At 61.2% G+C, this 15824-nt stretch carries 16 protein-coding genes; 8 read left to right on the top strand and 8 right to left on the bottom strand.

Going from position 1 to position 15824, the window contains the following annotated elements; translation table 11 throughout:
* Window positions 1-87 precede the first annotated feature (87 nt).
* Window positions 88-1470: a UbiD family decarboxylase gene (locus OIM99_RS24515; protein WP_311853119.1), complete on the top strand. Its 1383-nt coding sequence runs from the start codon at window positions 88-90 to the stop codon at window positions 1468-1470.
* Here OIM99_RS24515 and OIM99_RS24510 read toward each other — a convergent pair whose 3' ends face one another.
* The 5 genes from OIM99_RS24510 to OIM99_RS24490 all read right to left on the bottom strand — a co-directional run bounded on the left by OIM99_RS24510 (window position 1471) and on the right by OIM99_RS24490 (window position 6374).
* Window positions 1471-2298, bottom strand: a complete 828-nt coding sequence (locus OIM99_RS24510) for an ABC transporter permease (RefSeq protein WP_409371563.1) — start codon at window positions 2296-2298, stop codon at window positions 1471-1473.
* A 97-nt stretch (window positions 2299-2395) separates the two neighbouring features.
* Window positions 2396-3208 carry an ABC transporter ATP-binding protein gene (locus tag OIM99_RS24505; RefSeq protein WP_311853117.1) on the bottom strand — a complete coding sequence of 271 codons (813 nt, stop codon included), beginning with the start codon at window positions 3206-3208 and terminating at the stop codon, window positions 2396-2398.
* Window positions 3209-3218: 10 nt separating this feature from the next.
* Window positions 3219-4145, bottom strand: a complete 927-nt coding sequence (locus tag OIM99_RS24500) for an ABC transporter substrate-binding protein (RefSeq protein ID WP_311853116.1) — start codon at window positions 4143-4145, stop codon at window positions 3219-3221.
* A 152-nt stretch (window positions 4146-4297) separates the two neighbouring features.
* The gene (locus OIM99_RS24495) at window positions 4298-5326 is read right to left on the bottom strand and encodes an ABC transporter substrate-binding protein (RefSeq protein WP_311853115.1); all 1029 of its coding nucleotides are present in this window, start codon (window positions 5324-5326) and stop codon (window positions 4298-4300) included.
* Window positions 5327-5345: 19 nt separating this feature from the next.
* The gene (locus OIM99_RS24490; RefSeq protein ID WP_311853114.1) at window positions 5346-6374 is read right to left on the bottom strand and encodes an aromatic ring-hydroxylating dioxygenase subunit alpha; all 1029 of its coding nucleotides are present in this window, start codon (window positions 6372-6374) and stop codon (window positions 5346-5348) included.
* Between the two features lie 521 nt (window positions 6375-6895).
* Here OIM99_RS24490 and OIM99_RS24485 point away from each other — a divergent pair.
* Window positions 6896-7783 carry a TauD/TfdA family dioxygenase gene (locus OIM99_RS24485; protein ID WP_311853113.1) on the top strand — a complete coding sequence of 296 codons (888 nt, stop codon included), beginning with the start codon at window positions 6896-6898 and terminating at the stop codon, window positions 7781-7783.
* A gap of 66 nt (window positions 7784-7849) precedes the next feature.
* Here OIM99_RS24485 and OIM99_RS24480 read toward each other — a convergent pair whose 3' ends face one another.
* Together OIM99_RS24480 and OIM99_RS24475 are read right to left on the bottom strand one after the other, a co-directional pair.
* The gene (locus OIM99_RS24480; RefSeq protein ID WP_311853112.1) at window positions 7850-8863 is read right to left on the bottom strand and encodes an aromatic ring-hydroxylating dioxygenase subunit alpha; all 1014 of its coding nucleotides are present in this window, start codon (window positions 8861-8863) and stop codon (window positions 7850-7852) included.
* A gap of 58 nt (window positions 8864-8921) precedes the next feature.
* Window positions 8922-9947 (bottom strand): LysR family transcriptional regulator, encoded by a 1026-nt coding sequence (locus tag OIM99_RS24475; protein WP_311853111.1) that lies wholly within the window; start codon window positions 9945-9947, stop codon window positions 8922-8924.
* A 192-nt stretch (window positions 9948-10139) separates the two neighbouring features.
* Between OIM99_RS24475 and OIM99_RS24470 the strand changes: the two genes are divergently transcribed.
* The 6 genes from OIM99_RS24470 (at window position 10140) to OIM99_RS24445 (ending at window position 14963) form a co-directional block, all read left to right on the top strand.
* Entirely contained in the window at window positions 10140-11147 is a 1008-nt protein-coding gene (locus tag OIM99_RS24470) for a 2-oxoglutarate and iron-dependent oxygenase domain-containing protein (protein ID WP_311853110.1), read from the top strand.
* Window positions 11144-11608, top strand: a complete 465-nt coding sequence (locus OIM99_RS24465) for a VOC family protein (protein WP_311853109.1) — start codon at window positions 11144-11146, stop codon at window positions 11606-11608. The genes OIM99_RS24470 and OIM99_RS24465 overlap by 4 nt, the downstream gene beginning before the upstream one ends.
* A gap of 62 nt (window positions 11609-11670) precedes the next feature.
* Window positions 11671-12675 (top strand): ABC transporter substrate-binding protein, encoded by a 1005-nt coding sequence (locus OIM99_RS24460; RefSeq protein WP_311853108.1) that lies wholly within the window; start codon window positions 11671-11673, stop codon window positions 12673-12675.
* Between the two features lie 18 nt (window positions 12676-12693).
* Entirely contained in the window at window positions 12694-13470 is a 777-nt protein-coding gene (locus tag OIM99_RS24455) for an ABC transporter ATP-binding protein (protein ID WP_311853107.1), read from the top strand.
* Window positions 13418-14269 (top strand): ABC transporter permease, encoded by an 852-nt coding sequence (locus OIM99_RS24450; protein WP_311853106.1) that lies wholly within the window; start codon window positions 13418-13420, stop codon window positions 14267-14269. Before OIM99_RS24455 ends, OIM99_RS24450 begins: the two co-directional genes overlap by 53 nt.
* Before the next feature lie 70 nt (window positions 14270-14339).
* The gene (locus tag OIM99_RS24445) at window positions 14340-14963 is read left to right on the top strand and encodes an FMN-binding negative transcriptional regulator (protein WP_311853105.1); all 624 of its coding nucleotides are present in this window, start codon (window positions 14340-14342) and stop codon (window positions 14961-14963) included.
* A 3-nt stretch (window positions 14964-14966) separates the two neighbouring features.
* Here the strand turns inward: OIM99_RS24445 and OIM99_RS24440 are convergent, their stop codons facing one another.
* Window positions 14967-15788 (bottom strand): TonB family protein, encoded by an 822-nt coding sequence (locus OIM99_RS24440; protein WP_311853104.1) that lies wholly within the window; start codon window positions 15786-15788, stop codon window positions 14967-14969.
* Between the last annotated feature and the right edge of the window lie 36 nt (window positions 15789-15824).

The raw sequence follows: 15824 nt of genomic DNA, 5'->3' as shown, positions 1-15824 counted from the left end.
CTTTGTCAAGTTTGAATCTGGCGGTGGATAAGACGGCTCCAGGCACGGGCATTGCTTCTTCTCCCTACAGTCGAGGGAGAGAGACGCATGCTGACATGGGATCGATGGACTTCCGCCGGTGCGTTGGAGCGGCCGTCGCTGCGCACCTGGCTTGCGGCTTTGCCGGAGAGAGATTTGCTGCGCGTCAGCGAACCCGTTGATCTCGATTATTATCCGACCGCCTTGGTGCTCGAGCTTGAGCGTCAGGGACGCTCGCCGGTGGTGTGGTTCGATGCGCCGACCGGCTTCCGCGGACCGGTGATCACCAATCTGTTTGGTTGTCGCGATCGGATCGCCGCCATGGTGGGGGTGCCGCCCGGCGGCTTCAACGCGGCCTGGAGCAAAGCGCAGGGGCAGCCTCTGCCTTCAATCGTGATCGGCGGCGGCCCGGTGCAGGACGTCGTGGTGGAGGGGGCGGCTCTCGATGTCGGCCGATTGCCGATCAGCCGGCACTTCGAGAAAGACGCCGGGCGCTACATCGGCTCCGGCATTCTCGTCTGCAAGGATCCTGATACGGGCGTGCGCAATCTCAGCTATCAGCGTTTGCAATTGAAAGGGCCGAACAGGTTCGGCGCCAGTCTGCATTCGCGCGGCCATATCTGGGAACATTTGGCTCGGGCCCGCGAGTTGAAGCGCAATCTCGAAGTGGCGGTGGTGATCGGCGCTCATCCGGCGATCAATCTCGCCGCTGCCGCCAAGGTCGCTAAAGAAGTCGACGAGCTCGATATCGCCGGCGCGCTGATGGGCGAGCCGGTGGCGCTGGTGAAATGTCGCACGATCGACGTCGAGGTGCCGGCTTTCGCCGAATATGTGCTGGAAGGCGAGATCCTCGCCGACGACTACGAGGATGAAGGGCCATACGGCGAATATACCGGCTATGCGACGGATCGCTCGACGCGCAATGTCTTCGTGGTGAAGGCGATCACCTCCCGGGCCGATCCGATCTTTCATGACATCATCCCCGGCTATTCGGCGGAACATCTGCTGCTGGGACGCAGCGCGCGTGAGGCGCATGTCTATCTGCGGCTAAAGGAAATGGTGCCCGGCCTTATCGCGTTGAACTATCCGAAGTCTGGTACGCATTTTCATGCCTATTTCTCGATGAGGCAGATGGCAAAGGGCCAGGCGCGCCAGGCTTTGATGCTGCTGATGGGACTCGATCCCTATATCAAGCTCGCGGTGGCCGTGGACGATGACGTGAATGTTTTCGATGAAAGCGAAGTGCTATGGGCGCTGGCGACGCGCTTTCAGGCCGATCGCGACATGTTCATGGTGCCCGATGCCTTCTGCAATCGGCTCGATCCGTCGTCGCATGATGGCGTATCGACCAAGATGGCGCTCGATGCGACGATGCCGCCGGGGTGGGAATTCGAGCGTAACGCCGTGCCGGCCGAGGCCGCAGCCTGGGCACGGCGTCTATTGGCCAGTTAATCAGACTCCCGTGGCCTGATCGCCCTGGCTGCGTGTTGCCCAACTGATCGTGCGCGTCTCGATGATCGTGGCGATCGTATACATGGTGACGCTCATGGCCGCCGTCACGACGACGCCGGCGAAAACTAGCGGCACGTCGAAACGACTGGAGGCAACAATCATCAGATGGCCGATGCCGCTCTGACCGGCGATCGTCTCAGCCAAAATACTGCCGAGGAAGGACGAGGTGATGGCGATCTTCAGGCTGGCGAAATAATAGGGCATGGAGCGCGGCAAACCGACCTTGCGGACGATCTTCAGCGGGCGCGCGCCAAGAGCGCGCAGCACGTCGCGCAATTCCGGTTCCACCGTGGCGATGCCAGCGGCGACATTGACGGTGATCGGAAAGAAGCTGATCAGGAATGAAGTGAGAACCGCCGGCATGGTGCCGATGCCGCACCAGATGACCAGGATTGGCACCAAGGCGACCTTGGGGATGCTGTTGAAGGCGATCAGCAGCGGGTAAAGTCCATGGTAGACCATGGTCGAGGAGCCGACGAGAACGCCGAGCGCCAATCCTAGGACATTGGCCATGGCGAAACCGATCAGCGTCGTTTTCAAGGTCTGAAGCGCATTGCTGACGATCGGGCTCCACCATTTGGCGATGCTTTGCGCCACCACGGTCGGCGCCGGCAGGACGAATTCCGGTATGTCGAAGACACGCGCGCCGATTTCCCAAAGCAGCAGCATGCCCGTGATCACAAGCCAGGGCAGCAAGCGCATGAAGCGGCGCCGCCGTGCGGCGGCTGCAACGATGGCGGCATCGCGGGCGAAGTCGCTGTCCAACATGCCGTCGGTCGCAGATACAGGCTTTGTCGGAAGTTTCGCCTGGGACGGCTCGGCTGGCTTCGACGGTGGTGCGTCGGTCAGAAGGGTGGCGACGGCTTCACTCTGCATGGGCTAATTCCTCACCCTGGCGGGCACGATCGATATGTTCACGCAGGTCCTGCACCAGATCCTGAAAATAGCTGCTGTAGGTCATCTGCGGCGTACGGGGGCGAGGCAGATCGACTTTGCGTTCGATCATGATGCGGCCAGGCCGCGCGGTCATCACCAGGATGCGATCGGCGAGGAAAGCGGCTTCTCTAAGATCATGGGTGACGAGAATGACCGTGGGCCGGCGCGCCAGCCAGAGATTTTGCAGGACACTCCACAAGTCCTCGCGGGTGAAGACGTCGAGCGCGCCGAACGGTTCGTCGAGCATCAGCAATTGCGGCTGATGCACGAGCGCGCGACAGAGCGAGGCGCGCTGCTGCATGCCGCCGGACAATTGCCAGGGGTTTTTATGCTCAAAACCCTTCAGGCCGACGAGTTCAAGAAGTTCGCGGCATTGCTGTTCATAAAGAGCGCGGTCTTTGCGCAGGCGTGCCGCCAGAGTGTCGACCACTTCGAAGGGCAGCATGACGTTGTCGAGCACCGTGCGCCACGGCAGCAACGTGGGATTCTGAAAAGCCATGCCGGCGATGGACAGGGGCCGGTCCACTTCCTTGCCGGCGACGATGACCGAGCCGGCGCTTGCCGGCCACAGGCCGGTGACGAGGCGCATCAGGGTCGACTTGCCGCAGCCGGAGGGACCGACCACGGCGACGAATTCCTGTTTGTCGACGGTGAGCGATGTGTTGCGTAGCGCCAGGGTGCCGCCCGATCCGTTATAGCGCATCCAGACGCGGTCGATTTCGACGAAAGGTCGTGTTGTCATTTTCGGTCCATCAGATCATGCGCTGCGACGCAGGCGGTAAATAGGCGTCGGTATAGACTCGTTCCGCCGTCAGCCGCTTCGGCAAGCCATAGGCGTCCTCGATGGTGCGAATGCAGAAAGCGAGACGTTCCGGTTCGACCGCCGAAATGCCGTTTTCCTGCATGTATTTTCCCAAAGGCATGACCTCTTTGACGAAGTTGACGCGCTCCGTCTCGATTTTAAGATCGGTCAATGGTTCGACTTCGGCCAATACCTTCAGCGAATCGGTTGGATCGCGGTAGTATTCCACGTAGGCGCGGAACAGACCGGCGAGCGCCGCCTTCAGCGCTTCTGGATTGCGCTCGGCGAATTTGCGCGAGGCGACGAAGCCGTTGGAGTAGAGATTGATCCCGAAATCGCGGTAGAAGAAGATGCGCTGTTGCGGCATGTCGATGCCGATGCGTTTTAGGCCGAGCGCTGTGCTGGAAGCGAGGCCAGTGATCCCAGTGGCCCGCTTCTGCACCAGCATCGGTTCGCGTAGTTCGGGCGCGACCGATATCCAGGTGATTTTGTTGAGGTCAATACCGGCGTATTTCGCATAGGCCGGGAAGAGCTGGCGTCCGGCATCGGATTCCGGCGCGGCGAGCGTGTTGCCCTCGATGTCTTTCGGCGCTTTGATCGGCCCATCGGCGAGGACGGTCATGGCTGTTTGATTAGTGTCTTCCAGAACGCCAACGATGATGACATCCGAATCCGGATTGTCCGCCATGAATTTAATCGTGGCGCTCAAGTCGCCGTAGCCGATGTCGAAAACGCCGCCGGCGATGTCTACCGGCAAGCGGCCCGACCCGAAACCACGCGAGACCACAACCTCGGCGCCCGCCTCTTTGAAATAACCCGCCTGGACGGCGCGCAACATAAAGGAGTGCGTGCCTTGGAACGACCAACCCGTGGTCAAGCGAACTCTCGGCAGCGCGGCTTGGCCGCGAGCAACCCAGGGCGCGGCAAGGATACCGGCTCCGCCAAGGAGTGCGCTGCGTCGGGTTAATAGGCCTGTCATTTCTCACTCTTTCCGGCGCTAAGCGCCTGCAAGTTCGGTTTCTTCGTCCGTCAGATCATGCGCTGGGTGGCCGGCGGCAGATAAGCGTCCGTATAGACGCGCTCCGGCGACAATCGCTTCGGCAGGCCATAGGCTTCCTCGATGGTGGTGATGCAGAGGCTGAGCCGCTCCGGGTCGACGGCCGAAATGCCTTTCTCCTTCATGCCTTTGCCAAGCGGCAGGATCTGTTTGAGGAAGGCGACGCGCTCGCTTTCGATCTTGAGATCGGTCAACGGTTCGGCCGTGGCGAGCACTTTCAGCGAGTCGGCCGGGTCGCGGTAGAATTCTACATAGGCGCGGAACAGGCCGGCGAGGGCGGCTTTCAGCGCCTGCGGATTGCGTTCGGCGAATTTGCGCGAAGCGACATAGCAGTTCGAGTACAGATCGAGCCCCGCATCGCGATAGAAGAAGATGCGCTGCTGCGGCAGGTCGATGCCGATGCGCTTCAGGCTCAGCGCCGTGCTTGAGGCATTGCCGGTGACGCCCGTGGCGCGCTTTTGCACCAGCATCGGCTCGCGCAGCTCCGGCGCCACGGAAACCCAGGTGATCTTGCTTGCATCGATACCGGCGAATTTGGCATAGGCCGGGAAAAGCTGCCGGCCGACATCGGATTCGGGCGCCGCCAATGTGTTGCCTTCGATATCCTTCGGTTTCTTGATCGGTCCATCGGCAAGCACCGTCATCGCCACCTGGTTGGTGTCTTCCAGAATAGCGACGATGACGAGATCGGAATCGGGATTCTCGGCCATGAATTTCAGCGTGGCGCTCATCTCGCCCGCACCGAGATCGAACACGCCGCCGGCGATGTCGACTGGCAGGCGGCCTGAGCCAAAGCCGCGCGAGATCGAGACGTCGACACCGGCATCCTTGAAATAACCCGCATGAGCGGCCCGCAGCATGTAGGACTGGCCGCCCTGGAACGACCAACCGGCGGTGAAACGCACTTTCGGCAGTGTTTCCTGCCCTCGGGCGACCCATGGCGCGGCGATGATCCCGGCTCCGCCCAGGAGTGCGCCGCGCCTCGTCAACAAGCTTGTCATCGCTCGCTCCTTTTGGCGCTCAGGCGCCCGCAAGTTCGATTTCCTTGGGAGTTGATTTGGCTCGCAAGTCGTCGCAGACAGAGCGGACTAGCTTGCGCATCAGAAGGCCTGGCCGGTCGCTCGCCATATGTTCCTCCTCGCCTTCAGAGTTATCGAAGGGAACGTCGGGATCGGTCGATTCGAGAATGGCTTTGTCTTCCAGGGTCACCATGCGATCGAAGGCGATCACCTGTTCCGTGCTGACTTCCGCTTCCGTGTCGTTGCGCAGAACGAACTGATTGAACCGCGTGTTGCGGTCATCAATCGGCGTCAGCGCGGTGACGAGGATGTTCTTTAGGCCGTTGGGATAAGCGATCTCGGTGACGCGGAAGAACGGTACATAGTAGCGGCCGGTGGTCATCCGGACCGTCGTGTCCTCAGTGGTGTGCAGCGAAACGCGTAACCCTTCGGGATTGCGCACGGCCGGGCGGCTGCGCGCGATGAAACCGTCGTCGAAGAGTTCGATGCTCGGCAGATTGGGGATGGGATCGGTGCTGCCAAAGCTCGTTGCGTGAACGAAGGAGAGATGCGCCGCGTCGAACTCGTTCTCCATGATGCGCAACGGCGTGCAGGCCCAATCCTCCGAGAATTCGAAGACCTGGCGGAAGCCCGGCATGCCATAGGGCTCGATATAGGGGATGTCGAAGGCCGGTTCGTCGAGACAGACCCAGACCTGTCCATAGCGTTCCGCGCAGTGGTAAGCGCGCACATGGATGGCGCGCTGCCGTACAGCAGTTTCCTGAGGGATGAGCTTACAGGTGCCCTCTCCGTCGAAGGCCCAGCCGTGATAGGGGCAGACGATATAGCCGTTGTTGAGAGTGCCAAGCGAGAGTTTGGCGGTGCGATGGGGGCAGCGGTCCTGAACCGCATGGGGTTTGCCGTCGAGGTCTTTCCAGACGACGATGTCTTCACCGAGAAGACGAAACGGACGGGGTTTTTCGGTGAGATCGGAAACGGGAAACAGGCAATGCCAGAAGCGCCTGAGCATCGGTTCCTGCGTCATCAACATCATGCACCTCGACTGAAAGGGGGGTCGTGAGCGACGAACGTTCCGCATCATTCACGCAAGCAAGAGAAGCGCCAATAATCGCAGCTTTATGCGACCCATAAGCTCGATCTCATGCGATGAATGTTGGTGCGGATCGTGCTCAGCAATGCGGCCGGTTGCGCGCGCTGCATGCGAGGCCCGATCGATCAGCCCAGAAAGCGGGCAGGATCAGCTACGCAATTATTCAATCACAAGCCGCATCGCGTGGTGAAATAAGTGTCGATTGAGGGTTATGCGCGCCGCAAATCGTATGGGCGTTGCCACGATGCGCCATAGAAAGGCGAAAAACGCTGGAGCCTGCTTCCGGCCGGCCAGCCAATAATCGACATCTTATGCGAGCTATAAACCTCGCCTCATGGGAGGGGACACCGGGCGCGCTCATGATGCCACGGATGGCGCGGCGACGATGAGCCTGGCTTGTCGATGGGGCTGCCGAGAGGCCTGCCGATGGGAGATTGATCCCGCTTGGAAAGGAGGCAGCGATGGCTGCGGTTATACCGGACCTGAAGACGCGATGGCTGAAGGACGGATTTGCGGTCGAGATTCTCGATCTCGATCTGCCGACGGCGAGCGAAGAGGAATTGCTGGCCTTTGACGATCTGTGTCGTCGTTATGCAGTGGTCGTCGTACGTGACCAAAAGCTCAGCCCGAAACAGGTCATGGACGTTTCCAGCCGTCTGGGACGGGTCAGTCCGCAAAACTATACGGGGCCGCACCCGGATTTTCCGGGCATCTCGATCTTGTCCAACAAGATGGTCGACGGCAAGCTTATCGGTGTGCGCGATGCAGGGCGCAACTGGCATACCGATGGAACGACCTATCAAAAGCTTGGCCTGCGCACGATGCTCTATGGTGTCGAATGCCCGCCGGAAGGCTCCGATACGCTCGTCGCCGATGCGGCGGCGGCTTTCGATGCCTTGCCGGAGAAGCGCCAGGCGGAACTGGAAAAACTGAGCATCGTTCACAATCGCGCGCATCTCATCCAGAAATACAGCCGCAGCGTGCTTTCGCCCGAGGAGATGGCGCGGATGCAGGACGTGATTCATCCGATCGTCGTGAAAAGCGACGTGGATGGGCGCAAATCCCTGTTCATCACCAATGGCTCCACCAAGCGCATCGAGGGCATGGAGGAGGAGGAAAGCTGGGCGCTGGTGAACGAACTCGTCGAACATTGCACGCAGCCGCAGTTCGTCTATGCGCATAAATGGCGCGCGGGCGACTGCTTGATCTGGAACGACGTCGGCACTTTGCATCGCGCCACGCCTTATGACGAGGAGAAATATATCCGTCTCGTCTACCGCACCTGGATGCGGCCGTTCGCGGCGGCGGCGATGACCTCCGATGTCGAGGCTGCGTTGCAGCACCATTGAACCGGAGCGAAGACAATTAAAAAGGCGGGGTCGCGGCCCCGCCTTTTTTATTTTCGTGATCTTATTTCAGGCGGGTATTTCTTCCTCGCCATGTTGCTTCATCAGGTCGAGCAGGCGGCGACGCATGATCATGCCCGGCCGGTCGGACGGCATGTGCATTTCAAGACGCCGACTCATATCGACGATGGCATCGGGCGACGTTGATTCGAGGATTTCGCGATCCTCGACCAGGATGGCCGCGTCCCAGTCGATCAGTTCCTGTGTCGAGCAGCTCGCTTCGTCGTCGTTGCGGAAGAGAATCTGCACGACTTGAATGGATTTGTCGTCAATCGGCGTGGCGCAATTCATAATGATATGACGCAGGCCGGATGGATATTCCATGTCGAGGCGACGCGAGAAGGGCACGAACCAGCGATTGCGCATATGCCGCTTGGTATAGGGATCGCGCGTGCCGGTGATACGCTCGGCATTGGGCGGATTGACCACGGTGACGATGGTTTCCGCCTCAAAGCCCCAATCCTTTTCGGTGATTTCGTATTTCTCGGGCTTCGGCTGGTTGATGTCGCCGAACGTGCCTTTGTGGACGAAGGCGAAGTGGGAATTGTCGAAGGAGTTTTCCATCAGGCGCAGGGATGAGGTTTGCCAGATGTCGTAGAACTGGTGGATGCGGCGCCAGCCCGGCATGCCTTCTTCCTCGAATTCGGGGATCGGCTGCAACGGCTCCTCCAGCGCCACCCAGACATAGCCGTAGCGCTCGGCGGTACGATAGTTTTTCACCTTGCAGTCAGGCAGGGCCTGGTCCGCAGGAAACTGTGGGATGGTGACGAGCTTGCCGTCGCGGTCATATTCCCAGCCGTGATAGCCGCAGACCAGATTGCCGTTCTTCATCCAGCCTTTCGACAATTTGGCGGTGCGGTGGCAGCAGCGGTCTTCCAGACAGCCGGTCTTGCCGTCGGCGTCGAGGAAGAGCACCAGTTTTTCATTCAAGAGAACGAATGGTTTCGGCCCGTCCTTCAGGGACTCGACCGAAACGGTCGCATACCAGAACTTGCGGAAGACATTCTGTTTCGTCACCAGCATTGGGTCGGCTCCAGCTTCATGCTGCTGATCCGCCCATGCTGATGCGCGGTCGCAGCCTTCATCTGGGAGTAAAAGCCTTGCTCCTTTGAGCGGCCATCTGCTGCGCCATTATGGGGGCCATCACCGGCGACTTATGCAGGGCGGGTGGCGTGTCGATCGAGCGAATTTCGGCGGCGACCTTGCGCACGATGTCGCGCAGCCAGCGTTCGAATGCGGAATTATGGGCCCGTTCGTGCCACAGCATATAGAATTTCATCCGACCCAGCTCCGGTGGTGCGCCAAGAATGGAAAACGGCATGAAGGAAGCAAGATGCTCGGCGAAGGGCCGGGCGGTGGTGAACAAGAGATCGGCGCGCGAAAGCACATAGGGGATCATCGAATATTCAGGCACGGAAATGGCGACATTGCGCTGCCGGTGCATCTGCGCCAGCCGTCCGTCGATCGGGCTCCAATGCATCACCGCCGTCGGCGTCGGCGAGACATGGGCCTGTTCCATGTAGCATTCGAGATCGAGCGCCGTCTGTTTGGCCAGCGGATGGGAGGGCCGCACCATGCAGACGATGTCGGTTTCCATCAAAGGCGCGATGCGTAGGTCTTCGGCCGGCGAGGGCCAATTGCCGATGATGAGATCGACTTCGCCGCTTTCGAGCCGCTTCGGCAGCGAGCCGTCGATCGGCACGCCACAGAATTCCAGTTCGACGCCAGGTGCCTCTTTTCGCAGCAATTCGACCAGGCGAGGTACGAACAGTACGGCGAGACCGTTCGACGCGACGATGCGCACGTGGCGGCGGGCGATCTCCGGCTGGATCTCATCGCGCCAGGTGGCGATTTGATCGAACCCGGCGAGCGTGGCATCGACCGTATCGGAGATTTCGACGGCGCGCGCCGTTGGCACCAGGCTGTTGCCGCTGCGCACGAGGAGCTGATCGCCAATGATTTCGCGCAGTTGGCGCAGGGTGGCGCTGACCGCCGGCTGGCTTTGGCCCAGCCGTTCAGCAACCCGTGAAACGCTGCGTTCCTGCAGCAGAAGCTGCAACACGCGCAGCAGGCGGATGTCGAGTTCTCGTCGTCCCAATACGCTCATGGTCCGGATTCCCGTGCATCGATTAGAATCATTATGCATTTGCGATGCCAGTCGAGGGACGACCTGTTCTCGGCCAAGAAGAAGCTTTGGAATTGCCGGCATAAGCAGCAGGTTATCGCGACATACGGCGGGCGCTGATGGGCGCTGATCCAGCTGCGTGGTGTGGTTCGCCCATCACCGTCAGGACAGCGCATGCATCTCTACGAGCCGCCGAAAGCCGCGAAAACCATACCTCTGATCGATCTCGCCCGTGCCGTCGATGCGGCCGGCGCGCAGGCCGTGGCCTGGGACATTCATCGTGCCTGTCGCGAGACGGGTTTCTTTTACATCACCGGGCATGGCGTGCCTGCCGCGCTGATGGAGCGGCATTTTCAATTCGCCAAGGCGTTCTTCGATCTGCCGCATGAGCGGAAGATGGCGATCCACATGAAGAAATCACCGACCACGGCCGGCTATGAGCCGGTCGGCGGCCAGGTGCTGGATAGCCAGGACGACAAGGCAAAGGCGGCGCCGCCCGATCTCAAGGAAAGTTTCTACAGCGGCATGGAATTGCCGGACGATCATCCCTGGGCGATCAAGCACATCCGCAACTTCGGCCACAATCAATGGCCGGAGGAGCTGCCGGAATTTCGCGCACATATGATCGACTATTGGGCAGAGATGCGTTCGCTCGGCGATCGGTTGCTGGCTTTGTTGGCATTGTCGCTCGATTTGCCGGCGAATTGGTTTGGCTCTTTCTTCGACATGCCTTCTGGCACGGCGCGGCTCATCAAATACCCGCCACAGCCCGAAAACGCTCTGTTCAATCAAATCGGCGCGGGGGCGCATACGGATTGGGGCGGCGTTACCATCCTGGCGCAGGACGCAACCGGCGGTCTGGAAGTGCGCAATGCCGATGGCGATTGGATCGAAGCGCCGCCGATCGACGGCTCTTTCGTCATCAACCTCGGCGATCTCATGGCGCGCTGGACCAATGGTCTCTACAATTCGAATTTCCATCGGGTGAAAAACAATCGTAGCGGGCATGATCGCTATTCGGCGCCGTTCTTTTACAGCCCGCGGCCCGATGCGATGATCGATGCGGTCCCCGGCAGTATCACGGCAGGGCATCCGCGCCGGTTCGAAGCCTGCACGGCTTACGAGCATACGGCGGAAATGTTTCGTCGCTCCTACGGCTATGCGCCGAAGGCGGTATCATGAGTGGCGCGCCGCGTATCGCTTATGTGAACATTCTGGCGCGCGATCCCGATCGTCTCGCGGCATTCTATGCTGATCTGTTCGGCTTTCCCGAGATCGAGGCGCACCGTTCGCCGATCTATCGCTGCCTCGATGCGCATGGTGTCGAGCTCGGCTTCAATGCGCCGCAGGCCTATGACCTGCTTGGCATTGCCGATCGCGCGGGAGAGGGACGCGCGCCGGTGCGCGCCTATTTCACCATCGAAGTCGGCGATGCGGCTGTCGTCGATGCTACGGCGGCGCAAGTTACGGAAAGCGGCGGACGCATCGTCAAGCCGCCCTACGACACCTATTACAATGCGCGCCAGGCGGTTCTCGAAGATCCGGAAGGCAATATTTTCCGCGTCAATCACCGCGTCGGCCCGCGCACGCCCTGGACCGAGATCGAGAAGAGCGGGGCGCTTCCCTTTCGTGTGACCACATGACGGCGCTGCGTCCGGTGAGGGCTGGCATGTGCGTTGCTTTCAATCTTTCAAAGGAGTCATCCATGTTTCATGCTGTGATCCGTGCTGTTGGCCGTCATCTCGTTGCGGCAACCATCGTTCTGGGCGCCGGTGCCGGTGCGCATGCGGCCGAGAAAGTCGTTTATATGAATGACTGGCTGCCGGGTGGCGACAAGGCCATTCCGTTCTATGCTTTGGAGAAAGGCCTGTTCGCCGCCGAAGGGCTTGATGTGACGATCCAGTCGGCGCGCGGCTCGTCGGAAGTGGTGACGCGTATCGCCACGGGAACGGCCGATGTGGGCAGCGGTGGCTTGGCGGCCTTCCTGCAGGCCAAGGCGCAGGGAGACGTGCCGGTGTCGGTGGTTGCCAGTGCTTTCCCGGTGCAGCCGGATGCGACCTTCACGGTCGAGGGTTCGGGCGTGACCTCGCTGAAGGATCTCGTCGGCAAGAAAGTGGCAACGGCGACCTTCACTTCGTCGAACGTCATCTGGCCACTGATCCTCGCCAATAACGGCATCGATGAAAAGAAGATCACCTTGATCAAGGTCGATCCGGCGGCGTTGGTGCCGATGCTGGCCACGGGCCAGGTCGATGCGACCATCAACTGGACTACCGCTTCGCCGCCCTTCGTGCGGGCACTGGGCGAGACCGGCAAGAAGCTGAAAATGCTGCCGTGGTCGGAATATGGCTATGACGGCTACGGCTATTCGGTCTTTGCTTCCGACAAGGCGATCAAGGAACGGCCCGAAGTGGTGCGCAAGGTTGTCAAGGCGTGGCTGAAGGCGGCGCAGATGGCACTGGCCGATCCCAAGGACGTCGCCCGCTCGATGAAGGTGCAGTTTCCGGAAATGGACGCCAAGCTTGTCGAGGAGCAGTTCCTGACCATCGTGCCCTTGCTCGACAATGCCATCACCAAGGCCGAAGGACTTGGCGCTCTGGATGCCAAGCGTGTTGCGGTGACTTGGGAATGGACGGCCAAGTCGCAGAACATTCCGCTCGACAAGATCGATCCGGAAAAAACGCTCAACCGTTCCTTCTTGCCCAAATAGGATGATGGGACAGGTGTGATGGACGAACCCGTCATCCGCTTTCGCAATGTGGTGCAGGATTTCACCCGCGACGATGGCGGACGGGTGCGGGCGCTCGACAATCTGTCGTTCGACATCGGCCGGCACGAATTCGTCGCAGTGCTTGGGCCCTCGGGCTGCGGCAAGTCGACCTTGCTGCGCCTGCTCGCCGGGCTGGTGTTTCCGACCGGCGGCAGCGTCGAAATCTTCGGCATGAAAGTCACGGAGCCACGCGACGAAATCGGCATCGTGTTTCAGCGGCCGACTTTGCTGCCCTGGTATAACGTGCTCGACAACGTCACCTTTCCGATGCGCCATAAATATGGACGCGTCACGGAAGCCGAAAAGACGCGGGCGCGGGAATTGCTCGATCTGGTCGAACTCGGTGCCTTCGCCGGTGCCGGGATCGATCAATTGTCCGGTGGCATGCAGCAGCGCGTGGCGATCGCTCGGGCGCTGCTGCTCGATCCCGACATTCTCCTGATGGACGAACCGTTCTCGGCGCTCGATGCCCTGACGCGCGATGAGATGAGTTTCGAACTCATGCGCATCTGGGCCGAAAAGCCCAAGACGGTCTTGTTCATCACCCATTCCATCCCCGAGGCGGTCCTGCTCGCCGATCGCATCATCGTCATGACGCCGCGCCCTGGTGCAGTGCGCGAAGTGCTCGACGTGCGCGTGCCGCGTCCGCGCTCCCTTGCTTCACTGTCGGATCCCCAGTTCAATGCTCTCGCCAACCACATCCGCGCCAGCCTCTTCAGCCGTCGCGCCGCCTGAGGCGGAGCCACGCAAGGCCACGTTGGGTCTCAATATCGCGGCCCTGGCGAATAAGGTCGCGCCGCTGCTCGCCTTCCTCACTTTGCTGATCGTCTGGGAGGCCGGCTGCCGGCTGTTCCGCGTGCCGAGCTTTCTGCTGCCGCCGCCGAGCGCCATCGTGATGGGCGCGCGCGATATCTCCGGCGATCTGTGGTTGGGGCATGCCTGGGCGACGATCCGCGTGGCTCTGATGGGTTATCTCGCGGCGGTGGTGATTTCGATTCCGCTGGCCATTGCCCTATCGTCGTCGAAATTGCTGTCGCGCACGCTTTATCCCCTGATCGTCGTGGTTCACTCCATGCCGATCGTCGCCGTCGCGCCGATCATCGTGGTGACCTTGGGGGCGTCCGATCTGCCGCGCGTGGTGATCACATTTCTGATTACCTTCTTCCCGATCGTCGTGACAACCACGGCCGGCCTGTTGGCGACGCCGGAAGAATTGATTGAATTGTCGCGTTCGTTGCGGGCCAGCCGCTGGCGTGAATATACGCAGATCCGTCTGCCGTTCGCACTGCCTTACATTTTTAGCGCGCTGAAGATCGCCACGACTTTGTCGGTGGTTGGTGCCGTGGTGGCGGAATTCGTCGCGGCCGAAAAGGGCCTCGGCTACATGATCATGTTCTCGACATCGTTCTTCAAGATCAATCACAGTTTCGCCTCGCTGGCGATCCTGGTGGCGATCAGCCTGTGCTTCTTCCAGTTGATGGTGTTCATCCAGAAATGGCTCGCGCCCTGGTCGCTGCCACGTTCGGAGAGATAAAGCCCGAAACTGGCTATTTTCGAGGGGATTATTGTCTGGCATTGTCCTTGCCCCGCAAGGAGTTTGCCCGATGTATATGCCCGCCATCTTCAAAGACGACGATCTGGAAAGTGTCAGGGCGACCATCCGTGCCGCGCGTCTGGCGCATTTCGTGACGGTCACGGCGGACGGGCTGATGGCGACGCCGCTGCCGCTCTTTCTCGATGAGAGCGAGGGCGAGCAGGGCGTCATCTACGGCCATTTCGCCAGGCCCAATCCGCAGTGCCAAGCCGCGCCGCTGGGCGATGGCCTGGCGATCTTCATGGGACCGGACGCTTACGTGACGCCATCGTGGTACGCCACCAAGCAAGAGACCGGGAAGGTCGTGCCGACCTGGAACTATGTCGCGGTTCACGCGCATGGCCCCGTCGAATTCTTCGACGATCCCGACCGGCTGCTGGCGGTCGTGAAACGCCTGACCGAGCTCCATGAGAGCGGGCGGGCCTCGCCCTGGGCGGTCACGGATGCGCCGCCAGATTTCGTGCAGGCGCAATTGCGCGGGATCATCGGTCTGCGCATGCCGATCACGCGGCTCGAGGGGAAGCGCAAGATGAGCCAGAACCGGAATGCCGCTGACCGGGCCGGTGTGGCGGCGGGCCTTAAGGCCAGCGAGCGGGCTTCCGACCGCGCGGTCGCCCCTCTCATTCCGTTGTAGCCGTCAGCGCAGGCTGAAGCTGATCGTCGTGCCGGTGCGGAAGGTGCCGCTTGGGGGCGGTGGCACCTGCAGGCTCGCCAGCATCTGACGGACGGCGGCATCGAGCAGGCCATTGCCCGACGAGCGGATCGACGAACTGGTGACGCGTCCGCCGGGGCCGATGGTGAAAGACACGCCGACGGAGCCTGACGCGCCGCTCTGGCGTGCCGCGGCCGGATAGACCTTCAATCGATTGAGGGCGGCGGCGACCAGTGAGGCATAGGCGGCGCTCGACATGCCGCTCTGTGCGGCGCGATTGGCGCTGGCCGCGCCGGCGGCCACGGAGTAACGGGCGGCACTGCGCGCGGCTGCCGGCGGTTCGGCCCTGGCTTCGGCCTTGGGGCGTTCCTTTGGTTTGGCCGCGATTTTTGGTTCCGGTTTCGGCTCAGGCCTGGGCTTCGGTTTGGCGACAGGCTTAGGGGATGGCGGCTTGGGTGTTTCGCGCACGACCGGCGGCGCCGTCACCGCCGGTTCAGGCGTGGGCGGGACGACGGGGGCGGGCGGTTCCGGTTCAGGCAAAGCCGCGGTCTGCTGCTCCGGAGGCTCGGGCTCCGGCTCGGTCTTGGCTTCCTGCGGCGTTTCCGTTGGCGTTTCTTGAGCGGCTTCCTGGCTTGCCTCCTGGGCCTGCTGCGGCTCCTGGGCGGGTGCCATATCGGCTGTGATCTCGGCTGATGGCACCAGATCGATGGCGATCGGTGGCAGGGGCACTTCGGGCGCATAGCTGATCAGCGCGGCGACGACCGTGCCATGGGCCGCGAGCGCGAGGGCAAAAGCCAGTCCGGTCAACCATATAGGTTGGCCGGAACGGGTTGCGTTCCGGCC

It is taken from the genome of Methylocella sp. CPCC 101449, from assembly GCF_031921685.1.
Taxonomy (GTDB): Bacteria; Pseudomonadota; Alphaproteobacteria; order Rhizobiales; family Beijerinckiaceae; genus Terripilifer.
The sequence above is the reverse complement of the archived record's forward strand: the minus strand, read 5'-3'. Positions and strand labels throughout refer to the sequence as shown.

What these genes read in the sequence shown, in the direction of transcription:
- OIM99_RS24470 (WP_311853110.1), top strand. Translation starts at nt 10,140, where the DNA reads ATGCATCTCTACGAGCCGCCGAAAGCCGCGAAAACCATACCTCTGATC.
- OIM99_RS24495 (WP_311853115.1), bottom strand. Translation starts at nt 5,326, where the DNA reads ATGACAAGCTTGTTGACGAGGCGCGGCGCACTCCTGGGCGGAGCCGGG.
- OIM99_RS24490 (WP_311853114.1), bottom strand. Translation starts at nt 6,374, where the DNA reads ATGTTGATGACGCAGGAACCGATGCTCAGGCGCTTCTGGCATTGCCTG.
- OIM99_RS24505 (WP_311853117.1), bottom strand. Translation starts at nt 3,208, where the DNA reads ATGACAACACGACCTTTCGTCGAAATCGACCGCGTCTGGATGCGCTAT.
- OIM99_RS24445 (WP_311853105.1), top strand. Translation starts at nt 14,340, where the DNA reads ATGTATATGCCCGCCATCTTCAAAGACGACGATCTGGAAAGTGTCAGG.
- OIM99_RS24465 (WP_311853109.1), top strand. Translation starts at nt 11,144, where the DNA reads ATGAGTGGCGCGCCGCGTATCGCTTATGTGAACATTCTGGCGCGCGAT.
- OIM99_RS24460 (WP_311853108.1), top strand. Translation starts at nt 11,671, where the DNA reads ATGTTTCATGCTGTGATCCGTGCTGTTGGCCGTCATCTCGTTGCGGCA.
- OIM99_RS24480 (WP_311853112.1), bottom strand. Translation starts at nt 8,863, where the DNA reads ATGCTGGTGACGAAACAGAATGTCTTCCGCAAGTTCTGGTATGCGACC.
- OIM99_RS24510 (WP_409371563.1), bottom strand. Translation starts at nt 2,298, where the DNA reads ATGTTGGACAGCGACTTCGCCCGCGATGCCGCCATCGTTGCAGCCGCC.
- OIM99_RS24515 (WP_311853119.1), top strand. Translation starts at nt 88, where the DNA reads ATGCTGACATGGGATCGATGGACTTCCGCCGGTGCGTTGGAGCGGCCG.
- OIM99_RS24485 (WP_311853113.1), top strand. Translation starts at nt 6,896, where the DNA reads ATGGCTGCGGTTATACCGGACCTGAAGACGCGATGGCTGAAGGACGGA.
- OIM99_RS24450 (WP_311853106.1), top strand. Translation starts at nt 13,418, where the DNA reads ATGCTCTCGCCAACCACATCCGCGCCAGCCTCTTCAGCCGTCGCGCCG.
- OIM99_RS24475 (WP_311853111.1), bottom strand. Translation starts at nt 9,947, where the DNA reads ATGAGCGTATTGGGACGACGAGAACTCGACATCCGCCTGCTGCGCGTG.
- OIM99_RS24455 (WP_311853107.1), top strand. Translation starts at nt 12,694, where the DNA reads ATGGACGAACCCGTCATCCGCTTTCGCAATGTGGTGCAGGATTTCACC.